The sequence below is a fragment of the Fundidesulfovibrio sp. YSD1 genome (assembly GCF_055397115.1).
Genome location: NZ_AP043666.1, coordinates 655,277 through 676,933 on the forward strand (window position 1 = coordinate 655,277; position 21,657 = coordinate 676,933).

Below are 21,657 nucleotides of genomic sequence, written 5' to 3' on the forward strand. Positions count from 1 at the left end.
TTACGACATCCTGAAGATCAGCCGTTTCATCCAGCTTCCGCCGCTTTTGGGGGACGGTTCGGCCTCTGCCTGCGCGATGCTCGAAGGCTCCGGGGCGGCCTCCTCCGCGAGGGTGGCCTCTTCGGCCAGGGCGTCCTCGCCGGGCGGCGCGGCCTGGGGCATGTCCTCCTCCAGGCGCACCTTGAGTCCGTGGACCTCTCCGGAGAGCTGCTCCATGGCCGACCACATCTCGTTGAAGCGGCCCTGGAGGGTTTCCTGGAATTGCGCCAGCTGGTCGTGCAGCGCGCCCTGCTCCGCGGCGGCGGCCTGGCGGACGGAGTCCACCCGGGAGTTCTCCAGCCGGGGAAGGGTTTCCTCGATGGTCTTCAGCCTGTTGTTCAGGTTCTTCAGAAGCGACGTGATCTTGGACGTGGCCCGCCCGGCGGCGTGGCCCGCCACGTGCGTGGACTGGCGGCCGGTTTCGTGCCTGGCCGGGGCCACGTCGTCGTCCTCGTCGGGCTCCTGGGCCGGGGGGTTCCAGTACTGGTTGTCGAAATTGAGGTCCGCCGCCACCTCGTGGACGGCCGACTCGGTGATGTGGCGCGTCTCGCTGGCGAAGGCGTCCAGCAGCAGGTAGTCGCAGAGGATGTTGATGAGCCTGGGCACGCCGCGCGTGTAGGCGTGGACGGCCTCGAATGCCCCCGGGTCGAACTGCGCGGCCTCGCGGTTGCCCGCCGACTCCAGGCGGTAGAGCACGTAGTCGGCGATCTCCTCTGCGGGCAGGGGCGAGATGTGGCAGCTCACCTGGATGCGCTGGCGCAACTGCATGAGCGAAGGCGAGGCCAGCAGATCCTTGAGCTCCGGCTGGCCCACGAGGATGATCCGCAGGAGCTTCTGGTGGTCGTTCTCCAGGTTGGAGAGCATGCGCACCTCTTCGAGAAGCTCGTGGGTCAGGTTCTGGGCCTCGTCCAGGATGAGCACGCACTGGCGGCCCATGGCGTACTGGGAGATGAGGAAATCGTTGAGCTCGCGCAGCAGGGTGGGCTTGTCCTTGCCCGTGGGGTGCACGCCGAAGTCGTCGAGGATCATCTCGATGAGCTGCTGCGAACAGACCTTGGTGTTGAAGATCTTCGAGAGCGTCACGTCGGAGAGCTGGCTCTTGATCAGGCTGCGGATCAGCGTGGTCTTGCCGGTGCCGACCTCCCCCGTGAGCAGGATGAAGCCGCTCTGCTGCCGGATGCCGTAGGTCAGGTAGTTGATGGCCTTGCGATGGGCCATGCTCATGTACAGAAACGACGGATTCGGAATCAGTTCGAAAGGCTTGTGGTCCAGACCGAAGAAGGATTCGTACACTGTTCTCTCCGTCGTTGAGGGCGAAAAGGCCGCCAGTTACTGCCCGGCCCCCTCGGGCTGGGAATAGGCGTACTGATAGTAATGCGCCGCCTTGCGGAAAGGCGCCTCGCCCGCGTCGTTGTAGACGATGCCCATGACCTTGTGGTCGAGCACGCCCACGGTCTCGGAGACGTCCTCCACGGAGGAGACTCCTTCGCGTACCACGAGAATGGTGGCGTCGGCCACTGCCGCCAGGGCCCTGGTCTCGGCGAAGAGCTTGGCCGGGGGCGAGTCGATGAGGATGAAGCGGTCGGGATAGCGGTGCTTGAGCTCCTGAAGGAGCTGGCGCATCTTGTTGGAGGCCAGGAGCTCCGCGGGGTTGGCCACGGGCTTTCCGGCGGGCATGAGCACCAGCCTGCCGACGCCGGTCTTCACCAGCACCTCCCCGCAGGTCGCCCTGCCCTCCAGGCAGTCCGAAAGGCCCGGCCCGGCGTCGATGCCCAGGTACTTGTGGCAGACCGGGGCGCGCAGGTCAGCGTCCACCACCAGCACGGTGTAGTCGAACTCCTGGGCCAGGCTGATGGCCAGGTTGAGCGTGGTGACGGACTTGCCTTCCTTGGGGTTGGCGCTCGTCACCAGGACCACGTTGTCGAAGCCCTCGCGGCTGGCGGCCCTGATGAACGCCTCCTTGAGCTTCCGGTATTCCTCGGACACCTGGGACTTGGGGGCGGCGGCCATCTGGAGCATGTGCTCCTTGAGGTTGCTGGCCGCGACCTCGTCGGCTCCGGCGGACGGCGGCGGCACCGAGGCCTTGCGCGGGGCGGGGGCCGGGGCTTGCGCGCCCACGGCCTTGTTCAGGGCGTTCTCGATTCTGCTCATGCGTGTCCTCGCGGTGTGCTTACTTCATTACCTGGGATATTTTGTGGGAAATCGCCGACTTGGCCCGCAGGGCGTTCTCCTGGAGCTGGAGGTTGTCCCATACGGCCACCGTGAGGATCACCAGGACGTAGCAGGCTGCGAAGCCCATGAAGATGCGGTCCTTCCTGCGCTTGGTGTTGTCCTGCTCCACGTCGGGCACGTGCGGAATCACGGCGAAGACCGGGATGTCCAGCTCCTTGAGCGCCGACGGACTCTTCAGCCCGCCCGAGATCATGTCCATGAGCCAGACCACGCCGAAGGCCACGCCGAACCCGCCGAAGATCGAGCCGATGATGATGAGCATCCGGTTGGGGCTGATGGGCGCGATGGGCATCACGGCCGGGTCCAGGATGCGGAAGGCCACGGCCTTGTCCTGGAGCTCCATCTGCTTGGACACCTCGGACTGGCCGTACCTGGCGACGAGCTGCGTGTAGATGACGCTCTCGTCCTCCTTCTTGCGCATCAGTTCCGCCAGGGTGGAGCGCACGTTGGGGATCTCGCGCAGCATGGCCTTGCTGTCCTCGATGGCCCGCTGCTGCTTGGCCTCCATCTCCTTGTACGCGTCGAGCTCCACCTGGATGAGGTCCACGCCTTCCTTGACCCTGGCCGCGTTGCGCTTGGAGCCATCCACCCCGCCCGTGCGCATCCTGGCCACCTCGGCCCTGGCCGCCGCGACCTTGGGGTTCTCGTCGGTGTAGCGCCCGCGCAGCTCTGCCAGGCGCGCCTCGGCCTCGGCGAGCCTGCCGGGCTCGGGGCCGCGCTCGGCCAGGATACGCTGCTTGGCTTCCAGTTCCTTGCGCTTGATGGCCAGTTCCTCGAGGCGCTTCTCGGCGTTGATGATCTCGCCGCGCAGGAACCCCTCGTCGGTGGCCAGCATGAAGCCCTTCTCGCTCTTGAACTTGTTGATGGCGTCGTCGGCCGCGTCGATGCGGCGCTTGAAGCTCTCGATCTGGCCGCCCAGGAACTTGGTGGCTTCCAGGGACTCCACGCGCTTGGACGAGGTGTTCTCGTCGATGTACTTGCGCGTCAGGGTGTTCACGAAGTCGCGGGCGAAGGCCGGATCGCTGTCGCGCATGGTGATCCTGAACACGCCCTGGCGCTCCTGGTAGGTGATGGAGATGCGCTTGATCAGGTCGCTCAGGTACTCTTCCATGTCCCTGTCGTTTTGCAGGGCGAGGTCCTTGTCCAGGGCCGAAAGGGTTTTCATGAGCATGGAACGGCTGAGCAGGGACACGGTGAGCATCTTGAGCTTCGAATCCACGGACGGGGTCACGGCGATGCCCTTGACTAGGTCCGTGATGACGTTCTGCTCGATGAACACCGTGCTCTGGGCCTCGTACTTTTTCGGCAGCACGTACGCCGTGACCACTCCGATGGCCATGACCAGCATGGCCACGGCCAGGAACAGGCGTTTCCTGGCCACGATCATCTTCACGAACTGATCATACTGCTGGAAGAACTCGGACACTTGGACCTCCCCGAGGGTTCTAGAAGAACCCTTCCTCCACGATGACCATGTCGCCCCGGCGCAGAAGGACGTTCTGGCTGGAGTCGCCCTTCTCGATCAGGCTCTTGCCCTTGACCTTGATGATCTCTTCCCTGTCGCCGTTGCGGCGCACGATGCGCGTGTCGTTCTTGCTGGCGAAGCGGTTGAAGCCGCCTGCCTCCATGAGGGCGTCCAGGATGGTCATGCCTTCGCGGTAGGGCAGCGTGCGCGGGCTGTTCACGGCCCCGGACACGTAGATGTAGCGGTCCTTGAGCACGGGCAGGATGATCACGTCCCCGGCGTGCAGGTCCTGGTTGCGGCTGATGTCGCCGTCCTCGTAGAGTTCCTTGAAGCCCTTCATCACCTGGCTGTTCTCGCGCACCAGGGTGCCCTCGGACAGGTCGGCCACGGACAGGTCGTCGATGGAGGCCAGCACCTGGAGCAGCGTCTTGTGCCTGGCCAGCTCGAACACCGAGGGCCGCACGCCCCCGCCGATCACGTAGACCTTGTCGTTCTGGCCCTCGAGCACCGTCACCGTGACCACGGGCTTGCGCACGATGGACTTGAGCCCGGCCGCGATCTTGTCCGCGAACTGGGTGGGCGTGAGCCCCGCGGCCTGGATCTCGCCGATGTGCGGCATGGTGACCTTGCCGTCGGGCCTGACCCACACGGACTGGCTCAGGTCCTGCTCGCCCAGGACCGAGACGGCCAGTTTGTCCCCCACCACGATGGCGTAGTCGGCCGAGAAGGCCGGGACCGCCACGAACAGAGCCAACAGGACCGAAAGCAGTGTCTTCACGTTCGCCTCCCTCTTAACGGCTGCCCTGGCAACGGAGCATCACCGAAATGGTTTTCAGGATGATCTTCAGGTCGAGCAGGATGGATATGTTCTTGATGTAGTACAGGTCGTAGCGGAGCTTCTCCACCGCGTCCTCCACCGACGCTCCGTAAGGGTAGCGCACCTGGGCCCAGCCCGAGACGCCGGGCTTCACGAAGTGGCGCTCGGAGTAATAGGGGATGCGCTCGCTGAGCGTGCGCACGAACTCGGGGCGCTCGGGCCTGGGGCCCACCAGGCTCATCTCGCCGCGCAGCACGTTGATCAGCTGGGGGATCTCGTCGATGCGCGTACGCCTGAGGAAGCGGCCGAGCCTGGTGACGCGCGCGTCGTTCTTGCTGGCCCACACCGCGCCCGTGCCCTTCTCGGCGTCCTGGCGCATGGAGCGGAACTTGATGAGCTCGAAGTTCCTGTCGCCCTCGCCCACGCGCACCTGCCTGAAGAACACCGGGCCGGGAGAGTCCATCCTGATGGCAAGGGCCACCAGGAGCCCGAACGGGGCGAACACGGTCAGGCCGAAGAGCGACAGGGCCACGTCCACCGCGCGCTTGCAGGCCCGCAACAGGGGCGTCACCTTGAAGCCGTGGCAGAAGATGAACCAGCTCGGGGTGATGTTCTCGATGAGGAGCTTGCCCGTGATGCGCTCGAACATGGCCGGGGAGTCCAGCACCTCGATGCCCGAGAGCTTGCAGTTGAGCATTTCCTGAAGGGGGAACACGCCGCGCCTCTCCGTGAGCGAGATGACCACCTGGCTCGCTCCCAGGCGCTTGGCCGTCTCGAAGACTTCCGTGGCGTCGTCGGACTTGGCGTCGCGCGACTGCATGGGGTACTCGATCCTGCCCACCAGCTCGAAACGGTCGTCGTTGTCGAGGATCAGCGCCGCCATCTGGCTGGCCAGCGCGCCGTTGCCCACCAGCAGCACCTTCCTGGCCCCGGCGGCCCTGGCGCCCACGGCGCGCAGGAGCTCGAACCCGAGGCTCAGGGACGCGAACAGCGCCAGGCCCCAGACGATCTCGGACTCGCCCATGCGGTTGGGCATGCGCGTCTCGTCCAGCGCCAAAAACAGCACGTAGGAGACCAGGATGGACAGGCCCGTCTTGGCCAGGTGGATGAGCATGCTGCGGCTCTTGGCCGCGTAGGCCAGGATCATCCCCACCAGGATCGACGGGAAAGCGGCGATGACGAGGAAGTGCACGGTCTTGCCCGGTTGGAAGACCATGGATTCGAAGCCCTTGAGCCCCGCCTGCGACAGCATGAACGTCAGCTGCAGAGCGGTCAGCGCGACGATGATGTCCACCGCGCATTGCTTGAGCGTTCGTTTTCCGGCGTCGTGATCGTGTTCGTGAGGTATGTTCATCGCCCCTCCCCGGACGCCGTTCCCTGGCGCCCTTCAGGAGATTGAGTGTTCCGGTCCGCTACTGCTTTTCCGCCCCGGCGGCCTCGCGGGCCATCGCGAGGTGCTGCTTCACGCTCTGGTTGCCGGGCATGAGCTTGTCGGCCTTTTCAAGCAGGGTGACGGCGTCCTTGCCGCGCCCGTTCTTGAGAAGGGCGTATCCCAGGGTGTCCATCACCGAGGGGTTGTTGGGCTCCACGGAGAAGGCGCGCACGGCCAGTTCGAGCGCCTTTCCCTTGTTGGCCTCGTCGTCGGCGTAGATCATGGCCAGGTTGTTGAGGGCCAGGGCCTGGCGGTCGTTGGCCTTGAGGGCCAGTTCGTACTCGCCCGCCGCCGCCTTGGCGTCGCCCTTCTGCAGGAGGATGGTGCCCTTGAGCGCGCGGCCGGCCCCGGGGGCCATGCCCTTTTCCATGGCCGTGTCCACCAGGGCCAGGGCCTCGGCCGTGTTGCCCTTGCGGGCCTCGAACTGGCCCAGGGTGGAGAGCGCCTGGATGCTGTCCGGTTCTTCCTTGAGCGCCGCGCGCAACGTGGCCCGGGCGGCGTCCAGGTCGCCCGTCAGGGACTGCACCTCGGCCAGGGGCATGGCGTAGGCCGCCGAGCCGGGCTTCAAGTCCCTGACGCGGGTGGCGATCTCCACGGCCTGGGCGGGCTCGTTGACGGAGAGGTGGTACTTGGCCTTCTCCAGGAGGCCGGTGCGCTGGTCGATGGTCTCCACGCTGGAGAGCGCGGCCAGGACCTTGTCCTGCTCCTTGGCCATGGCGTGCAGGCGGCTCTTGAACAGCCAGGCGGGGATGTCCTTGGGCTGCTTGGCGATGAGGTCGTCCACCACCAGCATGGCCTTGGCGTTGTCCGAGCGGCGCACGTAGAAGCCTGCCAGCGTCAGGGCGGCGCGGGCGGGGTCGGCTTTGGCCGCGCGCTCGAAATAGCCCTGGGCCTTGGCCATGTCGCCGAGGGCCTCGTAGCCTCCGGCCGCCCCCATGAGCGCCCGTGCGTCGTTCGGGTTGACGGCCAGGGCGGCCTCGAAGTCGGCGGCGGCCTTGTCCACCTTGCCCGAGGCCATGTCGATGGACGCGAGGTTGTAATAGGTGAGCATCAGGGTGGGGTCGGCGGCCTTGGCCTGCTCGAGGAGCTCGACGGACTCGGGGAGCTTTCTCTGCATCAGGCGCATCTTGGCCATGGCGTTGAGCGACAGCGCCCTCTGCGGCCCCTGGGCCGGGCCGGCCCCGAGGATCTCCACCGCCTCGTCGATGCGGTTTTTGCCCATCAGGTAGGAGGCGAGGTAGATGCGGGGCTCGAGCTGCTGGCCGCCCATCTCCACGCCCTTGCGGAAGGCCTCCTCGGCCCCGGCGGCGTCGCCCTTCATGGCCAGGAGCATGCCCTGCTTGCTGTAGACCAGGGGCTGCTGCACTTCCTTGTCGGCCATCATGGAGAAGATCTCCAGGCCCTTCTCGTAGTCGCGGCTGGCCATCAGGGTCTCGGCCAGAAGCCGCTGCCCGGCCACGTCGTCGGGGGCGGTGTCGAAGCTCTTGCGGGCCTCGGCCAGGGCCTCGTCCAGGCGGTTCTGGCGCAGGTAGATGGTGGCCAGCATGCGCCTGAGTCCCAGCAGGTTCGGATTCTGGGACAGGGCGGCCTGGATGTGGCTCACGGCCGTCTCGAGGTTGCCGAGCCCGACGTAGGTCTGGGCCAGGAAGGCGCTGGTGTCCAGGTCCTGGCGCTTGGTCTGGGCTTTCAGGAAGTATTCCAGGGCCTTCTGATAGTCCTTGTCCGCAAGGCTCAACAGGCCCTGGAGCTTCATGCCCTCGGGGGAAGCGGGGTACTGGCTCAGGATGCTCTGGGCCACGGACTGGGCGAACTGCTTGTCCTGCTTCTTGCCCAGGCGGATGAACGCCTCGGAGTAGCGGGCCTTGAGGTCGGAGGGGTTGGCCTTGGCGATGCGTCCGTAGGTGGAGAGCACGCCTTCCTCGTCGTCGGCCAGCATCTGCATCTGCAAGAGCATGTACAGTGCGGCGCGGTCCTGGGGGGCGGCTGCCAGCACGGTGTCCACCTGCTCGCGGGCCTTGGCGGGCTCCTTGAGCTGCAGGAGGCTCTCGGCCAGGCCCAGGCGGGCTTTCAGGAGGTTGCCGGAAATGCCGACGGCCTTCTCGTAGGCCTTCTGGGCCTCGGGGAACTTCTGCTGCAGCAGCAGGGCGTTTCCGGCCTGTTCGAAGGCCTCGCCCGGGGGGTTGGGGGCGCCCAGCAGGGGGGCCAGGGTTTCCAGGGCGCGCTCGGGCTTGCCCAGGGAGTTGGCCACCTTGGCGGAGAGCACCTTTGCTTCGATGCTGTCGGAGAGCTTGGGGAGGGCCTTCACGAGTTCGGCGTCGGCCAGGTCGGCCTTTCCGGTGTCGATGTAGGCCGAAACCAGGGCCAGGGTGGCCGGGACGTCGCCGGGATACTTTTCGAGAAGATTCTTGTAGACGACGATGGCGCCTTTCTGGTTGCCTTGTTTTTCGAGCTCCTGCCCCTGCTGCATCATCTGATCGCGGGACTGGCCGCCGCAGGCGATCAATCCGATGACGAGAACGGCCGCGCTAACGAATCTGAAGATCATCCGGTGCATCCTTGGTTCTTGGGGTTGGTGCGGATACAGCAAAACGGACAGCGAGCCTCCCCCCAGAAAGCTAAGATCATGCCAACAGGGGATGTTGAAAACAAGATAGTTATTACAAGGCGTTATTAAAATATTTAGGGAATTTTCCCGACTTTTCGAAGGTGTTTTTTTAGTCCGGAATTCCAAGACAGTCTTGTTTTTCAAGACTCGGGTCCAAAAACCGCACCTCCCGGGACTCGAAAGCGGTCCTGCCGAAAAAGTGAGCAAATCCGGGTGGGGGAAACCCTCATGAAACGAGACGCGGACGTACGCCGGAAATGTCGACCAGCGTACAATCTACTCTTGTCGAGGTAGGAAAACCCTCTCGAAAGCCGAGTCCGAATAAATCGGACGCCATGCCCGGCAAAACGGTCCCGGCCATGCCTGCACGGAAGGGGAAGGCCGGGTCCGGCTCGTGCGCCGGGCCGAACGAAGCGCGGAACGGGCGGGAGTTCCATCCGCGATGGTTCCGCTTGCGGCGAGGGCAAGACGTAAAGCGGAGCGAACGGGAGCCTTCGCCACGGCGAGGCGGCGAACGGCAGGTTTTCGTGCCCGGGAAGCGGGTCATGGAGGTTCCGGGCCGCCTTGGCGCGTCAGCACGCTGCCTGCCTCCTGCCGGGCCGGGCAGGCCCGCGCGTCACCAGTCCACCGCCTTGCGGGCGCGCCGTTCCACGGCTTCGAAATATTCGTCCCCCCGCGCGTCCTGCGCAAGGCCGACCAGTTCGTCGTTCATGCGGGCGCTCAGGTACCAGTATGCCTCCCAGACGTCGCGGGCCATGGCCTGGAACACTTCGCCGGACCTCACCGAGGGCTGGTCCAGGCCTCCCAGCATCTCGAGCAGTTGCGCCACGGGGGCGAGTTTTGAAACCCATTGCAAGTCTCGTTGCGCGATCATACATCCTCCCAGCACAATATATGCAGATAACACATAAATGATAGACGATTTTATATCAAGGAAATTTTCCCGCCCGCGAGTCTCCCGCCCGGCGTCGACGCCCTTTGCGCCCGAACGGGCGGGGAAGGTTGTAAAACGCTTCCATTGCATATATCAGCGGCGATAACAGAGAAGTGAGATGAACATCGCCAAGTCAACCCGTATCGCCCTGCTCTACGCGCTCGCGGGCGTGCTCTGGATCCTGTTCTCGGACCAGGCTGCCGAGGCGCTGTTCTCGCATTCGCCAGCGGCGCTCAAATGGGTCCAGACCACCAAGGGCTGGTTCTTCATCTGCGTCACGGCCGTGCTCCTCGGGCTCGAGCTCAAGCGCCAGGAAGGCAAGGACAGGCGCCAGATGGCCGCCCTGGAGGAGAGCGAGGCCCGCTTCCGTTCCATCTTCGATTCCGTGGGCGACGCCATCTTCGTGCACGACGCGGCCAGCGGGGCCATCGTGGACGTGAACCGCCGGGCCTGCGAGATGTTCGGCCATTCCCGCGAGGAGATGGCCGGAAAGGACATGGAGGAACTGAGCGCCGGCGTGCCCCCCTACACCCGCCGGGACGCCGCCGCGCTGCTCGCGCGCGCCCGGAGCGGAGAGCCCCAGAGCGCCGAATGGCTCTCGAGGAACAGCGCGGGCGGGCTCTTCTGGACAGAGCTCTCCACCAGCCTGGCCCGCGTGGGCGGCAGGGAGCGCGTCCTCGTGGCCGTGCGCGACGTCTCCGCGCGCAAGAGCGCCGAGGAGGCGCTGCGCAGGCACGAGGGGCGCATCAGGGCCATTTTCGACACGTCGCCCTCGGCCATCTTCCTCGTGGACAGAAGGGGCGTGATCCTCCTGGCCAACAAGCGCATGTCCGGGATGTTCGGCCTGCCGGGGGAGGAGCTCACGGGCAAGCCCTACGTCGAGTTGGTCCATCCCGAGCAGCGCGAGGGCGGGGCCGCGAGGATGCGCGCCCTGCTCTCCGGCGAGATCGACAGCGTAAGCGCGGAGCGGCGCTACCTGAGGGCCGGAGGGACGGAGTTCTGGGGGCACCTGGCCGGGACCAGGCTCTCGGACGTGGGCGGCGGGGAGGAAGGCCTCGTGGGCATCATCACGGACATCTCCGCGCGCAAGGCCATGGAGGCCGAACTGGAAGAGGCCCACGCCCTGACCAACGCCATCCTGGACTCCATGTTCTCCGCCGTCATCGGCCTGGACGAGAACGGCCGGGTCACGCACTTCAACCGCTGCGCGCAGATGCTCAGCGGCCGGACCTTCGAGCAGGCCCTGGGCGAGCCCCTTCGCTCCATCCTGCCCAGCCTGCCGGTTCCCCCGGAGGACCTCGCGGCGGCCATGCGCTCGCGCGCGGCGTCGCACTTCGACAAGCTCCCCCTGAGCTCGGGCTCCGGGACGCGCCTTATGAGCATGAACCTCTACCCCCTTGAATCCGCCGGGTCCAAGGGCACGGTGGTGGTGCTCGACGACGTGACCGAACGCACCAGGATCGAGGAGGTGATGATCCAGACAGAGAAGATGATGAGCGTGGGCGGCCTGGCCGCGGGCATGGCCCACGAGATCAACAACCCCCTGGGGGGGATCATCCAGGGCACGCAGGTGATGCTCATGCGCGTGGAGGCGGACTCCCCGGCCAACCTCTCGGCGGCGGCCGACGCCGGGTGCAGCCTGGAGAGCCTGCGCGCCTACATGGACAAGCGCGAGATAACGGCGCTCATGCGCGAGGTGCGCGCCTCGGCCGTCAGGGCGGCGCGCATCGTGGCCAGCATGCTGGAGTTCAGCCGCAAGAGCGACTCCTCGCGCGCGCCCTCGGACCTGAACTCCCTGCTGGACCGCACCGTGGAGCTCTGCTCCACCGACTACGACCTCAAGAAGCAGTACGACTTCCGCAGGATCGACATCGTCAGGGAGTACGACCCGGCCCTGCCCCCGGCGGCCTGCACGCCCACCCAGATCGAGCAGGTGTTCATGAACCTCTTGCGCAACGCGGCCCAGGCCATGGCCGCCCGGGGCGACAGGCCCGACCCGCCCAGGATCGTGCTGCGCACGCGGCTGGAGGCGGGCAAGGCCGTGGTGGAGGTGGAGGACAACGGCCCGGGCATGGTCGAGGAGATCAGGCGCAGGGTCTTCGAGCCCTTCTACAGCACCAAGCCCCCGGGCGAGGGCACGGGGCTCGGGCTTTCGGTCTCCTATTTCATCGTCACCAACAACCACAAGGGCGAGATCGAGGTGGACTCGCAGCCCGGAAAAGGCTCGCGCTTCACCGTGCGCCTGCCCCTCGTGCTCCAGAACCAGGCCGCCGAATAACGGACGCGCCCTGGACAGCGGGGCGGCCTTGATGCATGTGTCCGGGCAGCACCTTCGCGGAGGCCCCATGCGTCTTTTACTCTCCCTTTTGGCCGCTGCGGCGCTCCTGGCCCCGTGCGCTCCCGGCGCGCTGGCCCAGAGCAGGCCCGACAACGCCACCCCCGAACTCAACCGCGACCTGGACGACAACGTGCCCGACGTGGTGCAGTACATCGTCCAGCAGCGCAGGCAGTGGGATTTCGACCACGGCAGCCCCGAGGCCAGGGCCTTCACCCAGCTGCTCAACTTCGGCCCCAGGCCCTGCCTGGTGCTGGAAGGACGCATCATCCCCTCGCTGGTGGGCGACGGCTTCGAGGCCGAGTGCCGCTGCATGGACGGCTCCACGAGGCTTCTGGACTACAACGACCGCCGCGAGTACACCGAGCGCCTCTACATCGACCACAAGCCCTACGAACTCCCGGAAATCTATGTGAAAAAGCCGGAATCCGACGAGGTGACGGCGTTTCGGGCCAAATGACGGGCTCTTGCGTTTTGCCCCGGGAAAGGACAAGGGGGCTGGAACCGGCCGGGGCCAAGCCCGCCCCCCGGGAGCGACACCAAACAAGGCAGGTCCCGATGAACGCCGCGCCAGCGCGCAAGATTTCCGCAGCCGAAGCCATTCGCAAGTTCTGCGTCGCCTGCATGGGCGGCTCCTACCTGCTGGTTTCGGAGTGCTCCCAGGCGGACTGCCCCCTGCACGCCTATCGCATGGGCCACGCCCCCGAGGCCTCCCGCCCCCCGGTGCGGGCCATCAGGCGCCAGTGCCTGGCCTGCTGCTGCGGCAAGCGCGACCAGGTGCGCGCCTGCGCGGCCACCCCCTCCTGCAGGCAGCCCTTCGAGCCCTGCCCGCTGTGGCGCTACCGCCTGGGCTCGCGCCCGGAGATCTTCGAGCGCCGCAAGAAAAAGGCCCAGCGCACCCCCCTGACCCTGCCCGGGCTGACCCTGGGCAAGACAGCGAGCCAGGGCGCGGGCTAAGCCCCTCCCCCGTCCTCATCGTCGGTTTTTTTCTCCGAATCGCCCCTCCCCCGCCCCCTTGCCCGCCCCCTGCGACGCTTCAGGGACCGCCAGCGGCCGTTCGCCCCGCCAATCGCGCCTTTCGGCAGTTTCATTGACTCCATCGACCCCATAAGGCATATGCTTCAAGAAGGTCGTCCTTGCGTGTCCGGACATCCGGACAACTCCGGCCGCCGCCCCGGTCCGTTTTTCCGGACGGCGGTGGGCAATCCGGGGTACCGGACACGCCATGAAAATGTAACTTTCGCATTTCATTGAAGTTTGCCTTTGGAACGAAAGTTGTAAAGAAGCCCGAACCGCGCGCGCCCGGAAGCTGGATGCCGGCATCATTTCCACGGGTTCGCGCCAATGTCGGCCGCCGCCGCCCGGACGGGGCCGCCTTGGAGTAACCATGCACCTTGACGCGCTTTTCAGCCCGAAATCAGTGGCCGTTGTCGGCGCGTCCAGGTCACCCGGCAAGATCGGATACACCATACTCAAGAACATGATCGAGGCAGGCTTCAAGGGCGATCTCTACCCCGTGAACCCCATGGCGGATTCCATCCTCGGCATCCCCGCCGTGAAGGACATCGCCTCCCTGCCCGCCCCCCTCGACCTGGCCGTGCTGGCCGTGCCGCGCGACGCCGTGGTCCCCGCCCTCAAGGCGCTCGTGGAGCACCGCCTGCGCTCGGCCGTGATCGTCTCCGCCGGGTACCGCGAGACCGGCCGCGAAGGCTGGAAGATCGAGGGGGAGGTGGCCCGGATCTGCCGCCACAATGACATCGCCCTCATCGGCCCCAACTGCCTGGGCGTGCTCTCCACCTCCGACGGCGTGAACGCCTCCTTCGCCCCGGGGTTCCCCCGCAAGGGCAACATCGCCTTCTTCTCCCAGTCCGGCGCGCTGTGCTCGGCCATCCTGGACTGGGCCATCGGCGAATCCATCGGCTTCTCCAAGTTCGTAAGCCTGGGCAACAAGGCCGTGGTGGACGAGACGCACATGCTCTACGCCCTGGCCCAGGACCCCGAGACGAAGGTGGTGCTCGGCTACGTGGAGAACGTGGAGCACGGCGAGGCCTTTTTGCGCATGGCCCGCAAGATCACGCGCGAGAAGCCCGTGATCATCCTGAAAGGCGGCGTCACGGCGGCCGGGGCCAAGGCCGCGTCCTCGCACACCGGGGCCATGGTGGGCTCCGAGCAGGCCTACGAGGCCGCCTTCCGTCAGACCGGCATCCTGCGCGCCCGGACCGTCTCCGAAATGTTCGACCTGGCCCTTGCGCTCTCCACCCAGCCCCTGCCCCGGGGCCCGCGCCTGGCCATCGTCACCAACGCGGGCGGCCCGGCCGTGCTCGCGGCCGACGCGGCCGAAAAGTCGCTTCTGGCCATGCCCCCCCTTTCCGCCCAGACCGTGGACACCCTGAAGTCGAGCCTCCCGGCCACGGCCGGGGTGTACAACCCCGTGGACATCCTGGCCGACGCCGACGGCGAGCGCCTGGAGCGCTCCATCTCCGTGGTCCTGGAGGACCAGCAGGTGGACAGCCTGCTCGTGCTCATCGCGCCCACGGCCTTCACCGATCCGGAGGCCATGGCCAAGGCCGTGATCCGCGCGGCCAAGGGTTCGGTGAAGCCGGTGCTGTGCTGCTTCATGGGCAAGGACCGCATCGAGGCCGGTGTGCGCACGCTTACCGAGGCGGGCATGCCCTGCTACCGCTTCCCGGAGCAGGCCGTGAAGAGCCTGGAGGCCATGTACCGCCACGCGGTGCGCAAGTCGCGGCCGTCGCCGGTGATGGCCAGCGTGGAAGGCCGCAAGGACGTGGTCCGGCGCCTCATCAAGGACGCCCGCTCCCAGGGCCTGACCGAGATCCCGGACGAGGCCGCCCAGGAGATCCTCAAGGCCTACGACATCCCCTCGGCCCGCTCCATCCTGGCGCGCACCTCCGACGAGGCCCTGGCCGCCGCCGACACCCTGGGCTACCCCGTGGTCTGCAAGATCGCCTCGCCCCAGATCGCCCACAAGGCCGACGCCGGGGGCGTGGCCGTGGGCATCGCTTCCGCCTCGCAGTTGCGCGGGGCCTTCCTGGAGATCACCGGGCACATCGCGGTCACGCGGCCCGACGCCCACGTCACGGGCTGCATCATCCAGCAGCAGGCCCCGCCCGGGATGAAGGAAGTGGTCATGGGGTTTCGGCGCGACGACCACTTCGGGCCGCTGCTCAAGTTCGCACTGAGCGGGATTTATGTTGACGTGCTCAAGGACATCTCGTATCGGCTGGCTCCAGTATCCGTGCATGACGCCCGCCAGCTCATCCGGGAGGTGGACTCCTACATGCTCCTCAAGGGCATGAGGGGAGAGCCGCCCGCGAACATTGAAGCACTCGAAGACATCGCCATTCGCCTCTCCCAACTGGCGATGGACTTCCCTGAGATTTTCGAGGCCGAACTCGGCCCCGTGCTCGTGAACAACGAACGTGCCGTCGTGGCCGACGCGCGCCTGATGCTCCTACCGCGTTAGCCGAGGGAATGGGTACGAACATGCCTGGCCTCTACATCGGTTCCACCGCGCCCTACTCGGGCAAGAACGCCCTCTGCGCGGGGCTTGGGCTCAAGCTCAGGCGCGACGGCCTCCAGGTGGGCTACTTCAAGCCCGTGGGGGCCCAGGCCGCCCGCTTCGGCGACGCCTGGGGCGACCTGGACGCCATGGCCGTGAGCGCGGCGCTCGGCCAGGACCTCCCCCCCGCCCTGGCCACCCCCGTGCTCGTCACCCAGGACTTCCGCCAGAAGGCCCTGGCCCAGGGCGCCTGCCAGGACCGCCTCCCCGAGATCACGGCCGCCTACGCCAAGGTCTCCAAGGGCAAGAGCCTGACCATCGCCGGAGGCTCGGGCGCGTTTTTGCACACGGGGCTCTACGCCTGCATAAACGGAGCGGCCGTGTCCGCCGCCCTGGACATGCCCGTCGTCATCGTGGACCGCCTGACCGAAGGCATGAACCACGACGCCATCCTGGCCATCAAGGACCGGCTGGGCGAGCGCATGCTGGGCGTGGTGCTCACGGCCGTGCCCGGGCACTACCAGGAAGAGGTCAAGTCGCTGCTGATCCCCTTCCTGAACAAGCGCAAGGTCAAGGTTTTCGGGGCCATCCCCCACGACAGGATGCTCGCATCCATCTCCGTGAACGCCCTGGCCGAGCGCCTGGGCGGCAAGATCATCTCCAGCGCCCACAAGGGCGGCACCGTGGCCGAGTCCTTCCTCATCGGCACCATGCAGGTGGAGAACTTCCTCACGCATTTCCGCAAATACCAGAACGCGGCCGTGATCATGGGCGGGGACCGTTCGGACCTCCAGCTCGTGGCCATCGACGGCCGCTGCGCCTGCCTGATCCTCACCGGCAACCTCTACCCCAACGACATCATCCTCTCCAGGGCGGAGAACGCCGAGGTGCCCATCCTGGTGGTCCGCGAGGACACCTACTCCGTGGCCAGGCGCATGGAGGCGATTCTCGCGCGGCACAAGCTGCGCGATCCCGATAAACTGCAACAGGCATCCCAGCTGGTGGCGGCCCACGTGGACGTGGCGGCCATCAGGCAGGGTCTTGGGCTCTAACCAACCCATATACATACACCAGAAAGGAACAAGGCAATGGCACAGAAACTGATCAAGACCGTGGACGGCAACACCGCCACTTCTTGGGTGGCCTACGCTCTCTCCGAGTGCGCGGCCATCTACCCCATCACGCCCTCCTCCAACATGGGCGAAATGGTTGACGAATGGGCCTCCCAGGGCATGAAGAACATCTTCGGCCAGACCATCAAGGTCCGTGAGCTGCAGTCCGAGGCCGGCGCCGCCGGCGCGGTGCACGGCTGCCTGGCCGCCGGCGCCCTGACCAGCACCTACACGGCCTCCCAGGGCCTTCTGCTCATGATCCCCAACATGTACAAGATCGCCGGCGAGCTCCTGCCCGGCGTCTTCCATGTTTCCGCCCGCGCCGTGGCCGCCCACGCCCTGTCCATCTTCGGCGACCACCAGGACGTGATGGCCTGCCGCCAGACCGGCTTCGCCATGCTGGCCGGCTGCTCCGTCCAGGAAGCCCACGACATGGCCCTGGTGGCCCACCTGTCGGCCATCGAGTCCAGCGTGCCGTTCCTGCACTTCTTCGACGGCTTCCGCACCTCCCACGAGGTCCAGAAGATCGAGGTGCTCGACTTCTCCGAGATCGCCAAGATGGTGAACATGGAGAAGGTGAACGAGTTCCGCGCCCGCTCCATGAACCCCGAGCACCCGCAGATCCGCGGCACCGCGCAGAACCCGGACATCTACTTCCAGGGCCGCGAAGCCGCCAACAAGTTCTACCAGGCCGTGCCGGGCATCGTTAAGGAGGTCATGAAGAAGGTCTCCGCCGCCACCGGCCGCTCCTACGGGCTGTTCGACTACTACGGCGCGCCCGACGCCGAACACGTGATCGTGGCCATGGGCTCCTCCTGCGAGGCCATCAAGGAAGTCATCGACCACATGAAGGGCCAGAAGGTCGGCCTGGTCACCGTGCGCCTGTACCGCCCCTGGGATTCCGAGTCCTTCCTGGCCGCCCTGCCCAAGACCGCCAAGGCCATCACGGTGCTCGACCGCACCAAGGAAGCCGGTTCGCTCTACGAGCCCCTCTACCTCGACGTGGCCACCACCCTGCGCGACGCCGGCATCGCCACCCCGCTGATCGGCGGCCGCTACGGCCTGGGCTCCAAGGAGTTCACCCCGGCCATGGTCAAGGCCGTGTTCGACAACATGGCCGCCGGCCTCAAGAACCACTTCACCGTGGGCATCGAGGACGACGTGACCGGCACCTCCCTGAACGTGCCCGCCTTCGCCGACACCACCCCGGCCGGCACCGTGCAGTGCAAGTTCTGGGGCCTGGGCGCGGACGGCACCGTTGGCGCGAACAAGGAAGCCATCAAGATCATCGGCGACAACACCGACATGTACGCCCAGGGCTACTTCGCCTACGACTCCAAGAAGTCGGGCGGCATCACGGTGTCCCACTTGCGCTTCGGCAAGGAGCCCATCCGCTCCACCTACCTGGTCAACGCCGCCGACTACGTGGCCGTGCACAAGGCCAACTACGTCACGCTCTACGACGTTCTCGAAGGCGTCAAGGACGGCGGCACCTTCGTGCTCAACTCCCCCTGGACCCTGGAGGACATGGAGAAGGAGCTGCCCGGGCACGTGAAGGCGGCCATCGCCAACAAGAAGCTCAAGTTCTACAACATCGACGCCGTGAAGATCGCCCAGGGCGTGGGCCTCGGCGGCCGCATCAACATGATCATGCAGACCGCCTTCTTCAAGCTGGCGGGCGTGCTGCCCTTCGAAAAGGCCGTGGAGCTTCTGAAGAAGTCCATCCACAAGGCCTACGGCAAGAAGGGCGAGAAGATCGTGCAGATGAACATCGACGCCGTGGACCAGGCCGTGGCCGCCCTCGAGGAAGTGAAGTACCCCGCCTCCTGGGCCACCGCCACCGACGCCGCCGCCACCGCCGAGAAGCTGCCCGACTACGTGGCCAAGATCGCCAAGCCCGTCCTGGCCCAGAAGGGCGACTCCCTGCCCGTGTCGCTGTTCGACCCCGCCGGCATCATGCCCCTGGCCACTTCCCAGTACGAGAAGCGCGCCGTGGCCATCAACGTGCCCGAGTGGGTCAAGGAAAACTGCATCCAGTGCAACCAGTGCGCCTTCGTCTGCCCCCACTCCGCCATCGTGGCCTCGCTGCTCACCGATGACGAGAAGGCCAAGGCTCCCGCCACCTACGAGACCCTTCCCGCCCAGGGCAAGGAACTCAAGGGCATGCACTTCCGCATCCAGATCAACACCCAGGACTGCCTCGGCTGCGGCAACTGCGCCGACATCTGCCCCTCCAAGACCAAGGCCCTGGTGATGAAGCCCATCGAGACCCAGCTGGCCGCCCAGGTGCCGAACTTCAAGTTCAGCGAGACCGTGGCCTGGAAGGAAGGGCTGCTCAAGCGCGATTCCGTGAAGGGCTCCCAGTTCTGCCAGCCCCTCATGGAATTCTCCGGCGCCTGCTCCGGTTGCGGCGAGACCCCCTACGTGCGCGTGCTGACCCAGATGTTCGGCGAGCGCATGATCATCGCCAACGCCACGGGCTGCTCCTCCATCTGGGGCGCCTCGGCTCCCACCACCCCGTATTGCGTGAACAAGGACGGGCACGGCCCGGCCTGGGGCAACTCCCTGTTCGAGGATTGCGCCGAGTTCGGCTTCGGCCTGGGCCTGGCCGTCAGCCAGCGTCGCGAACTCCTGAAGGAGAAGGTCAAGGCCGCCTCGGCCGAGGCCGAAGGCGACCTGAAGGCCGCCCTCGAGGGCTGGCTGTGCGACGCCGACAACGCCGAGAAGTCCGCGCTGTTCGGCAACCAGATCAAGAAGCTGCTGGCCGGCGCCAAGTCCGAGGCCCTCAAGGCCGTGGCGGCCGACGCCGACCTCCTGGTCAAGAAGTCTATCTGGTGCTTCGGCGGCGACGGCTGGGCCTACGACATCGGCTTCGGCGGCCTGGACCACGTCATCGCCTCCGGCGAGGACATCAACATCCTGGTGATGGACACCGAGGTGTACTCCAACACCGGCGGCCAGTCCTCCAAGGCGACCCCCACCGGCGCCATCGCCAAGTTCGCCGCCGCCGGCAAGCGCACCCGCAAGAAGGACCTGGCCCGCATCGCCATGACCTACGGCAACGTGTACGTGGCCGCCGTGTCCATGGGCTACAACAAGCAGCAGCTCATGAAGGCCTTCGCCGAGGCCGAGGCCTACCCCGGCCCCTCGATCATCCTGGCCTACGCCCCCTGCATCAACCAGGGCCTCAAGCGCGGCATGGGCAAGACCCAGGAGCAGGCCAAGCTGGCCACCGCTTCCGGCTACTGGCCCCTGTTCCGCTACAACCCCCTGCTGGCCGACGAGGGCAAGAACCCGCTGGTCATCGACTCCAAGACCCCGGACGGCACCATCCTTGACTTCGTGCTGAGCGAGAACCGCTTCGCCGCCCTTGACAAGATGATGCCCGAAATGGCCAAGGTGCTGCGTGGACAGCTGGAGTCCGACGTGATGGGCCGCTGGACCCAGCTGTGCCTGCTGGCCGGCGTGGACCCCGCCTCCGGCAAGCCCGCCGTCAAGGCCGCTCCGGCCTCCTCCGGCACCGAGGGCTGCACCCTCTCCGCCACGGCCGAGCACGGCGGCGGCAACGCCGAACCCTGCGACGACGGCCGCGCCGGAAAGTAACTGGAAAAAATTCCCCGGAAGAGGCATTGTGCCTCTTCCGGGGACCAAAAAAGGACATATCTGAAAAAGGACATATCGGTTTCGGAGAGCAAAATGCGAACTGAAACGATACCATAACGGCCATCGGGCCGGCTGGCTGTCACCCCTCGCGGCATCGCCCCACCACACCCCGCCCTAAAAGCCGCGAGCCTCACCACGCTGCCCACCTGCCGGCTGGCCCAACCGTGCGGGGGGAGAGAAATCTCCCCCCGCTTCCTTTTTTTTTTCGCCCCTCCAACGGCTCCGCCCGGTTCCCCCGAAAGCCCCCGCCTCTGTAACCCCGCCCGGTCCAGAGGCCTCTAAGCTTTGTCGGCCGCGCGGCCGCGCCAAGAAAGCCCGCCGCACCCTAAAGACCACGCGCACATGCTGTACATCGCACTCCGAATGCTCTTCGGCGACCGGGGCAAATACCTGGGCATCGTCACGGCCATCGCGCTGTCCTCGCTGATCATGATCCAGCAGCCCGCCATGCTCGTGGACATCCTCAGCCAGACCACCGGAACCATCTCGGACATCTCGCTCCCCGACATCTGGGTCATGGACCCGGCCGTGCAGTCCGTGGAGGACGTCCGGGCCATCCAGGAGACGCAGCTGCACCGCGTGCGCGGCGTCCAGGGCGTGGAGTGGGCCGTGCCCTTCTACAAGGGAGGCCAGAAGGTGAGGCTCCTAAACGGCGAGACGGCCCAGAGCCAGATCGTGGGCCTGGACGACGCCACCATGATTGGCGGGCCGGGCAGGATGCTCGAAGGCCGCCTGGAAGACCTGCGCATCCCCGACGCAGTGATCGCGGACGAGGCCGGGGCCAGGGGCAGGCTGGCCATGCGCCCCGAAGGCGGCGGGCCGCCCGTGCCCCTCAAGGTGGGCGACACCGTGGAGATCAACGAGAAGCGCGCCCTGGTGGTGGGCATCGCCCGGGCCACGCCCAGCTTCATGTCCCAGCCGGTGCTCTACACCACCTACTCCCGGGCCAAGAACTACGCCTTCAGCGAGCGCAAGATGCTCACCTTCGTGCTGGCCAAGGCCAAGCCCGGGCTGTCCCCGGAGTCCGTGGCCAGGTGCATCGAGCGCGACACAGGCCTGGCCGCCTACTCCGACGGGGAGTTCAAGCGCAAATCGCTCGATTTCATCGTCAAGCGCACCAACATACTCGTGAACATCGGCTTCGTGGTGCTCATCGGCTTCGCCGTGGGCACGGCCGTCACGGGGCAGATCTTCTACAACTTCACCCTGGACAACCTGCGCTACTTCGGCGTGCTCAAGGCCATGGGGGCCACGCGCGGCACGCTCCTTCGCATGATCCTGCTCCAGGCCCTGCTGGTCGGCTTCGTGGGCTTCGGGATCGGGGCGGGCCTGAGCGCCCTGTTCACCCAGGCCTCGGCCGCCGGGCACGGCCCGCAACCCAAGATCACCTGGCAGCTCCTGGCCCTGAGCGGCTCGGCCGTGTGCCTGATCGTGCTCGCGGCCGCCGCCGTGAGCCTGCGCAAGGTCCTCAAGCTGGACGCCGCGAGCGTCTTCAAGGCCTGA

14 protein-coding genes are annotated in these 21,657 nt (G+C 66.4%); 7 read left to right on the top strand and 7 right to left on the bottom strand.

Annotation, left to right across the window (positions count from 1 at the left end; genetic code table 11):
• From ACZ5V4_RS03105 to ACZ5V4_RS03135, 7 genes are all read right to left on the bottom strand, one after another.
• Complete coding sequence (locus tag ACZ5V4_RS03105) at positions 1-1,332, bottom strand: XrtA/PEP-CTERM system-associated ATPase (RefSeq protein ID WP_464316716.1); 1,332 nt, start codon at positions 1,330-1,332, stop codon at positions 1-3.
• 36 nt (positions 1,333-1,368) lie between these two features.
• The gene (locus ACZ5V4_RS03110; protein WP_464316717.1) at positions 1,369-2,190 is read right to left on the bottom strand and encodes an XrtA-associated tyrosine autokinase; all 822 of its coding nucleotides are present in this window, start codon (positions 2,188-2,190) and stop codon (positions 1,369-1,371) included.
• Positions 2,191-2,209: 19 nt separating this feature from the next.
• Positions 2,210-3,697, bottom strand: a complete 1,488-nt coding sequence (locus tag ACZ5V4_RS03115) for an XrtA system polysaccharide chain length determinant (protein ID WP_464316718.1) — start codon at positions 3,695-3,697, stop codon at positions 2,210-2,212.
• A 19-nt stretch (positions 3,698-3,716) separates the two neighbouring features.
• The gene (locus ACZ5V4_RS03120) at positions 3,717-4,514 is read right to left on the bottom strand and encodes a polysaccharide biosynthesis/export family protein (RefSeq protein WP_464316719.1); all 798 of its coding nucleotides are present in this window, start codon (positions 4,512-4,514) and stop codon (positions 3,717-3,719) included.
• Between the two features lie 13 nt (positions 4,515-4,527).
• The gene (locus ACZ5V4_RS03125; protein ID WP_464316720.1) at positions 4,528-5,907 is read right to left on the bottom strand and encodes a TIGR03013 family XrtA/PEP-CTERM system glycosyltransferase; all 1,380 of its coding nucleotides are present in this window, start codon (positions 5,905-5,907) and stop codon (positions 4,528-4,530) included.
• A gap of 58 nt (positions 5,908-5,965) precedes the next feature.
• Entirely contained in the window at positions 5,966-8,530 is a 2,565-nt protein-coding gene (locus tag ACZ5V4_RS03130; protein ID WP_464316721.1) for a tetratricopeptide repeat protein, read from the bottom strand.
• A 676-nt stretch (positions 8,531-9,206) separates the two neighbouring features.
• Entirely contained in the window at positions 9,207-9,464 is a 258-nt protein-coding gene (locus ACZ5V4_RS03135; RefSeq protein ID WP_464316722.1) for a hypothetical protein, read from the bottom strand.
• A 178-nt stretch (positions 9,465-9,642) separates the two neighbouring features.
• On the opposite strand from ACZ5V4_RS03135, the gene ACZ5V4_RS03140 reads away from it, so the two are divergent.
• The 7 genes from ACZ5V4_RS03140 to ACZ5V4_RS03170 all read left to right on the top strand — a co-directional run bounded on the left by ACZ5V4_RS03140 (position 9,643) and on the right by ACZ5V4_RS03170 (position 21,657).
• Positions 9,643-11,802, top strand: a complete 2,160-nt coding sequence (locus tag ACZ5V4_RS03140) for a PAS domain-containing sensor histidine kinase (RefSeq protein ID WP_464316723.1) — start codon at positions 9,643-9,645, stop codon at positions 11,800-11,802.
• Between the two features lie 67 nt (positions 11,803-11,869).
• The gene (locus ACZ5V4_RS03145) at positions 11,870-12,319 is read left to right on the top strand and encodes a hypothetical protein (RefSeq protein WP_464316724.1); all 450 of its coding nucleotides are present in this window, start codon (positions 11,870-11,872) and stop codon (positions 12,317-12,319) included.
• A 98-nt stretch (positions 12,320-12,417) separates the two neighbouring features.
• A complete protein-coding gene (locus ACZ5V4_RS03150; RefSeq protein ID WP_464316725.1) occupies positions 12,418-12,816 on the top strand; it encodes a restriction endonuclease in 399 nt (132 codons plus the stop codon).
• Between the two features lie 430 nt (positions 12,817-13,246).
• Positions 13,247-15,343 carry an acetate--CoA ligase family protein gene (locus tag ACZ5V4_RS03155; protein WP_464316726.1) on the top strand — a complete coding sequence of 699 codons (2,097 nt, stop codon included), beginning with the start codon at positions 13,247-13,249 and terminating at the stop codon, positions 15,341-15,343.
• Positions 15,344-15,363: 20 nt separating this feature from the next.
• Complete coding sequence (locus ACZ5V4_RS03160) at positions 15,364-16,431, top strand: phosphotransacetylase family protein (protein WP_464316727.1); 1,068 nt, start codon at positions 15,364-15,366, stop codon at positions 16,429-16,431.
• Between the two features lie 36 nt (positions 16,432-16,467).
• Positions 16,468-20,094 carry a pyruvate:ferredoxin (flavodoxin) oxidoreductase gene (gene nifJ, locus ACZ5V4_RS03165; RefSeq protein WP_464316728.1) on the top strand — a complete coding sequence of 1,209 codons (3,627 nt, stop codon included), beginning with the start codon at positions 16,468-16,470 and terminating at the stop codon, positions 20,092-20,094.
• Positions 20,095-20,496: 402 nt separating this feature from the next.
• Positions 20,497-21,657: an ABC transporter permease gene (locus ACZ5V4_RS03170; protein WP_464316729.1), complete on the top strand. Its 1,161-nt coding sequence runs from the start codon at positions 20,497-20,499 to the stop codon at positions 21,655-21,657.

What these genes read in the sequence shown, in the direction of transcription:
- ACZ5V4_RS03110 (WP_464316717.1), bottom strand. Translation starts at nt 2,190, where the DNA reads ATGAGCAGAATCGAGAACGCCCTGAACAAGGCCGTGGGCGCGCAAGCC.
- ACZ5V4_RS03125 (WP_464316720.1), bottom strand. Translation starts at nt 5,907, where the DNA reads ATGAACATACCTCACGAACACGATCACGACGCCGGAAAACGAACGCTC.
- ACZ5V4_RS03130 (WP_464316721.1), bottom strand. Translation starts at nt 8,530, where the DNA reads ATGATCTTCAGATTCGTTAGCGCGGCCGTTCTCGTCATCGGATTGATC.
- ACZ5V4_RS03135 (WP_464316722.1), bottom strand. Translation starts at nt 9,464, where the DNA reads ATGATCGCGCAACGAGACTTGCAATGGGTTTCAAAACTCGCCCCCGTG.
- ACZ5V4_RS03140 (WP_464316723.1), top strand. Translation starts at nt 9,643, where the DNA reads ATGAACATCGCCAAGTCAACCCGTATCGCCCTGCTCTACGCGCTCGCG.
- ACZ5V4_RS03145 (WP_464316724.1), top strand. Translation starts at nt 11,870, where the DNA reads ATGCGTCTTTTACTCTCCCTTTTGGCCGCTGCGGCGCTCCTGGCCCCG.
- ACZ5V4_RS03150 (WP_464316725.1), top strand. Translation starts at nt 12,418, where the DNA reads ATGAACGCCGCGCCAGCGCGCAAGATTTCCGCAGCCGAAGCCATTCGC.
- ACZ5V4_RS03155 (WP_464316726.1), top strand. Translation starts at nt 13,247, where the DNA reads ATGCACCTTGACGCGCTTTTCAGCCCGAAATCAGTGGCCGTTGTCGGC.
- ACZ5V4_RS03160 (WP_464316727.1), top strand. Translation starts at nt 15,364, where the DNA reads ATGCCTGGCCTCTACATCGGTTCCACCGCGCCCTACTCGGGCAAGAAC.
- nifJ (WP_464316728.1), top strand. Translation starts at nt 16,468, where the DNA reads ATGGCACAGAAACTGATCAAGACCGTGGACGGCAACACCGCCACTTCT.
- ACZ5V4_RS03170 (WP_464316729.1), top strand. Translation starts at nt 20,497, where the DNA reads ATGCTGTACATCGCACTCCGAATGCTCTTCGGCGACCGGGGCAAATAC.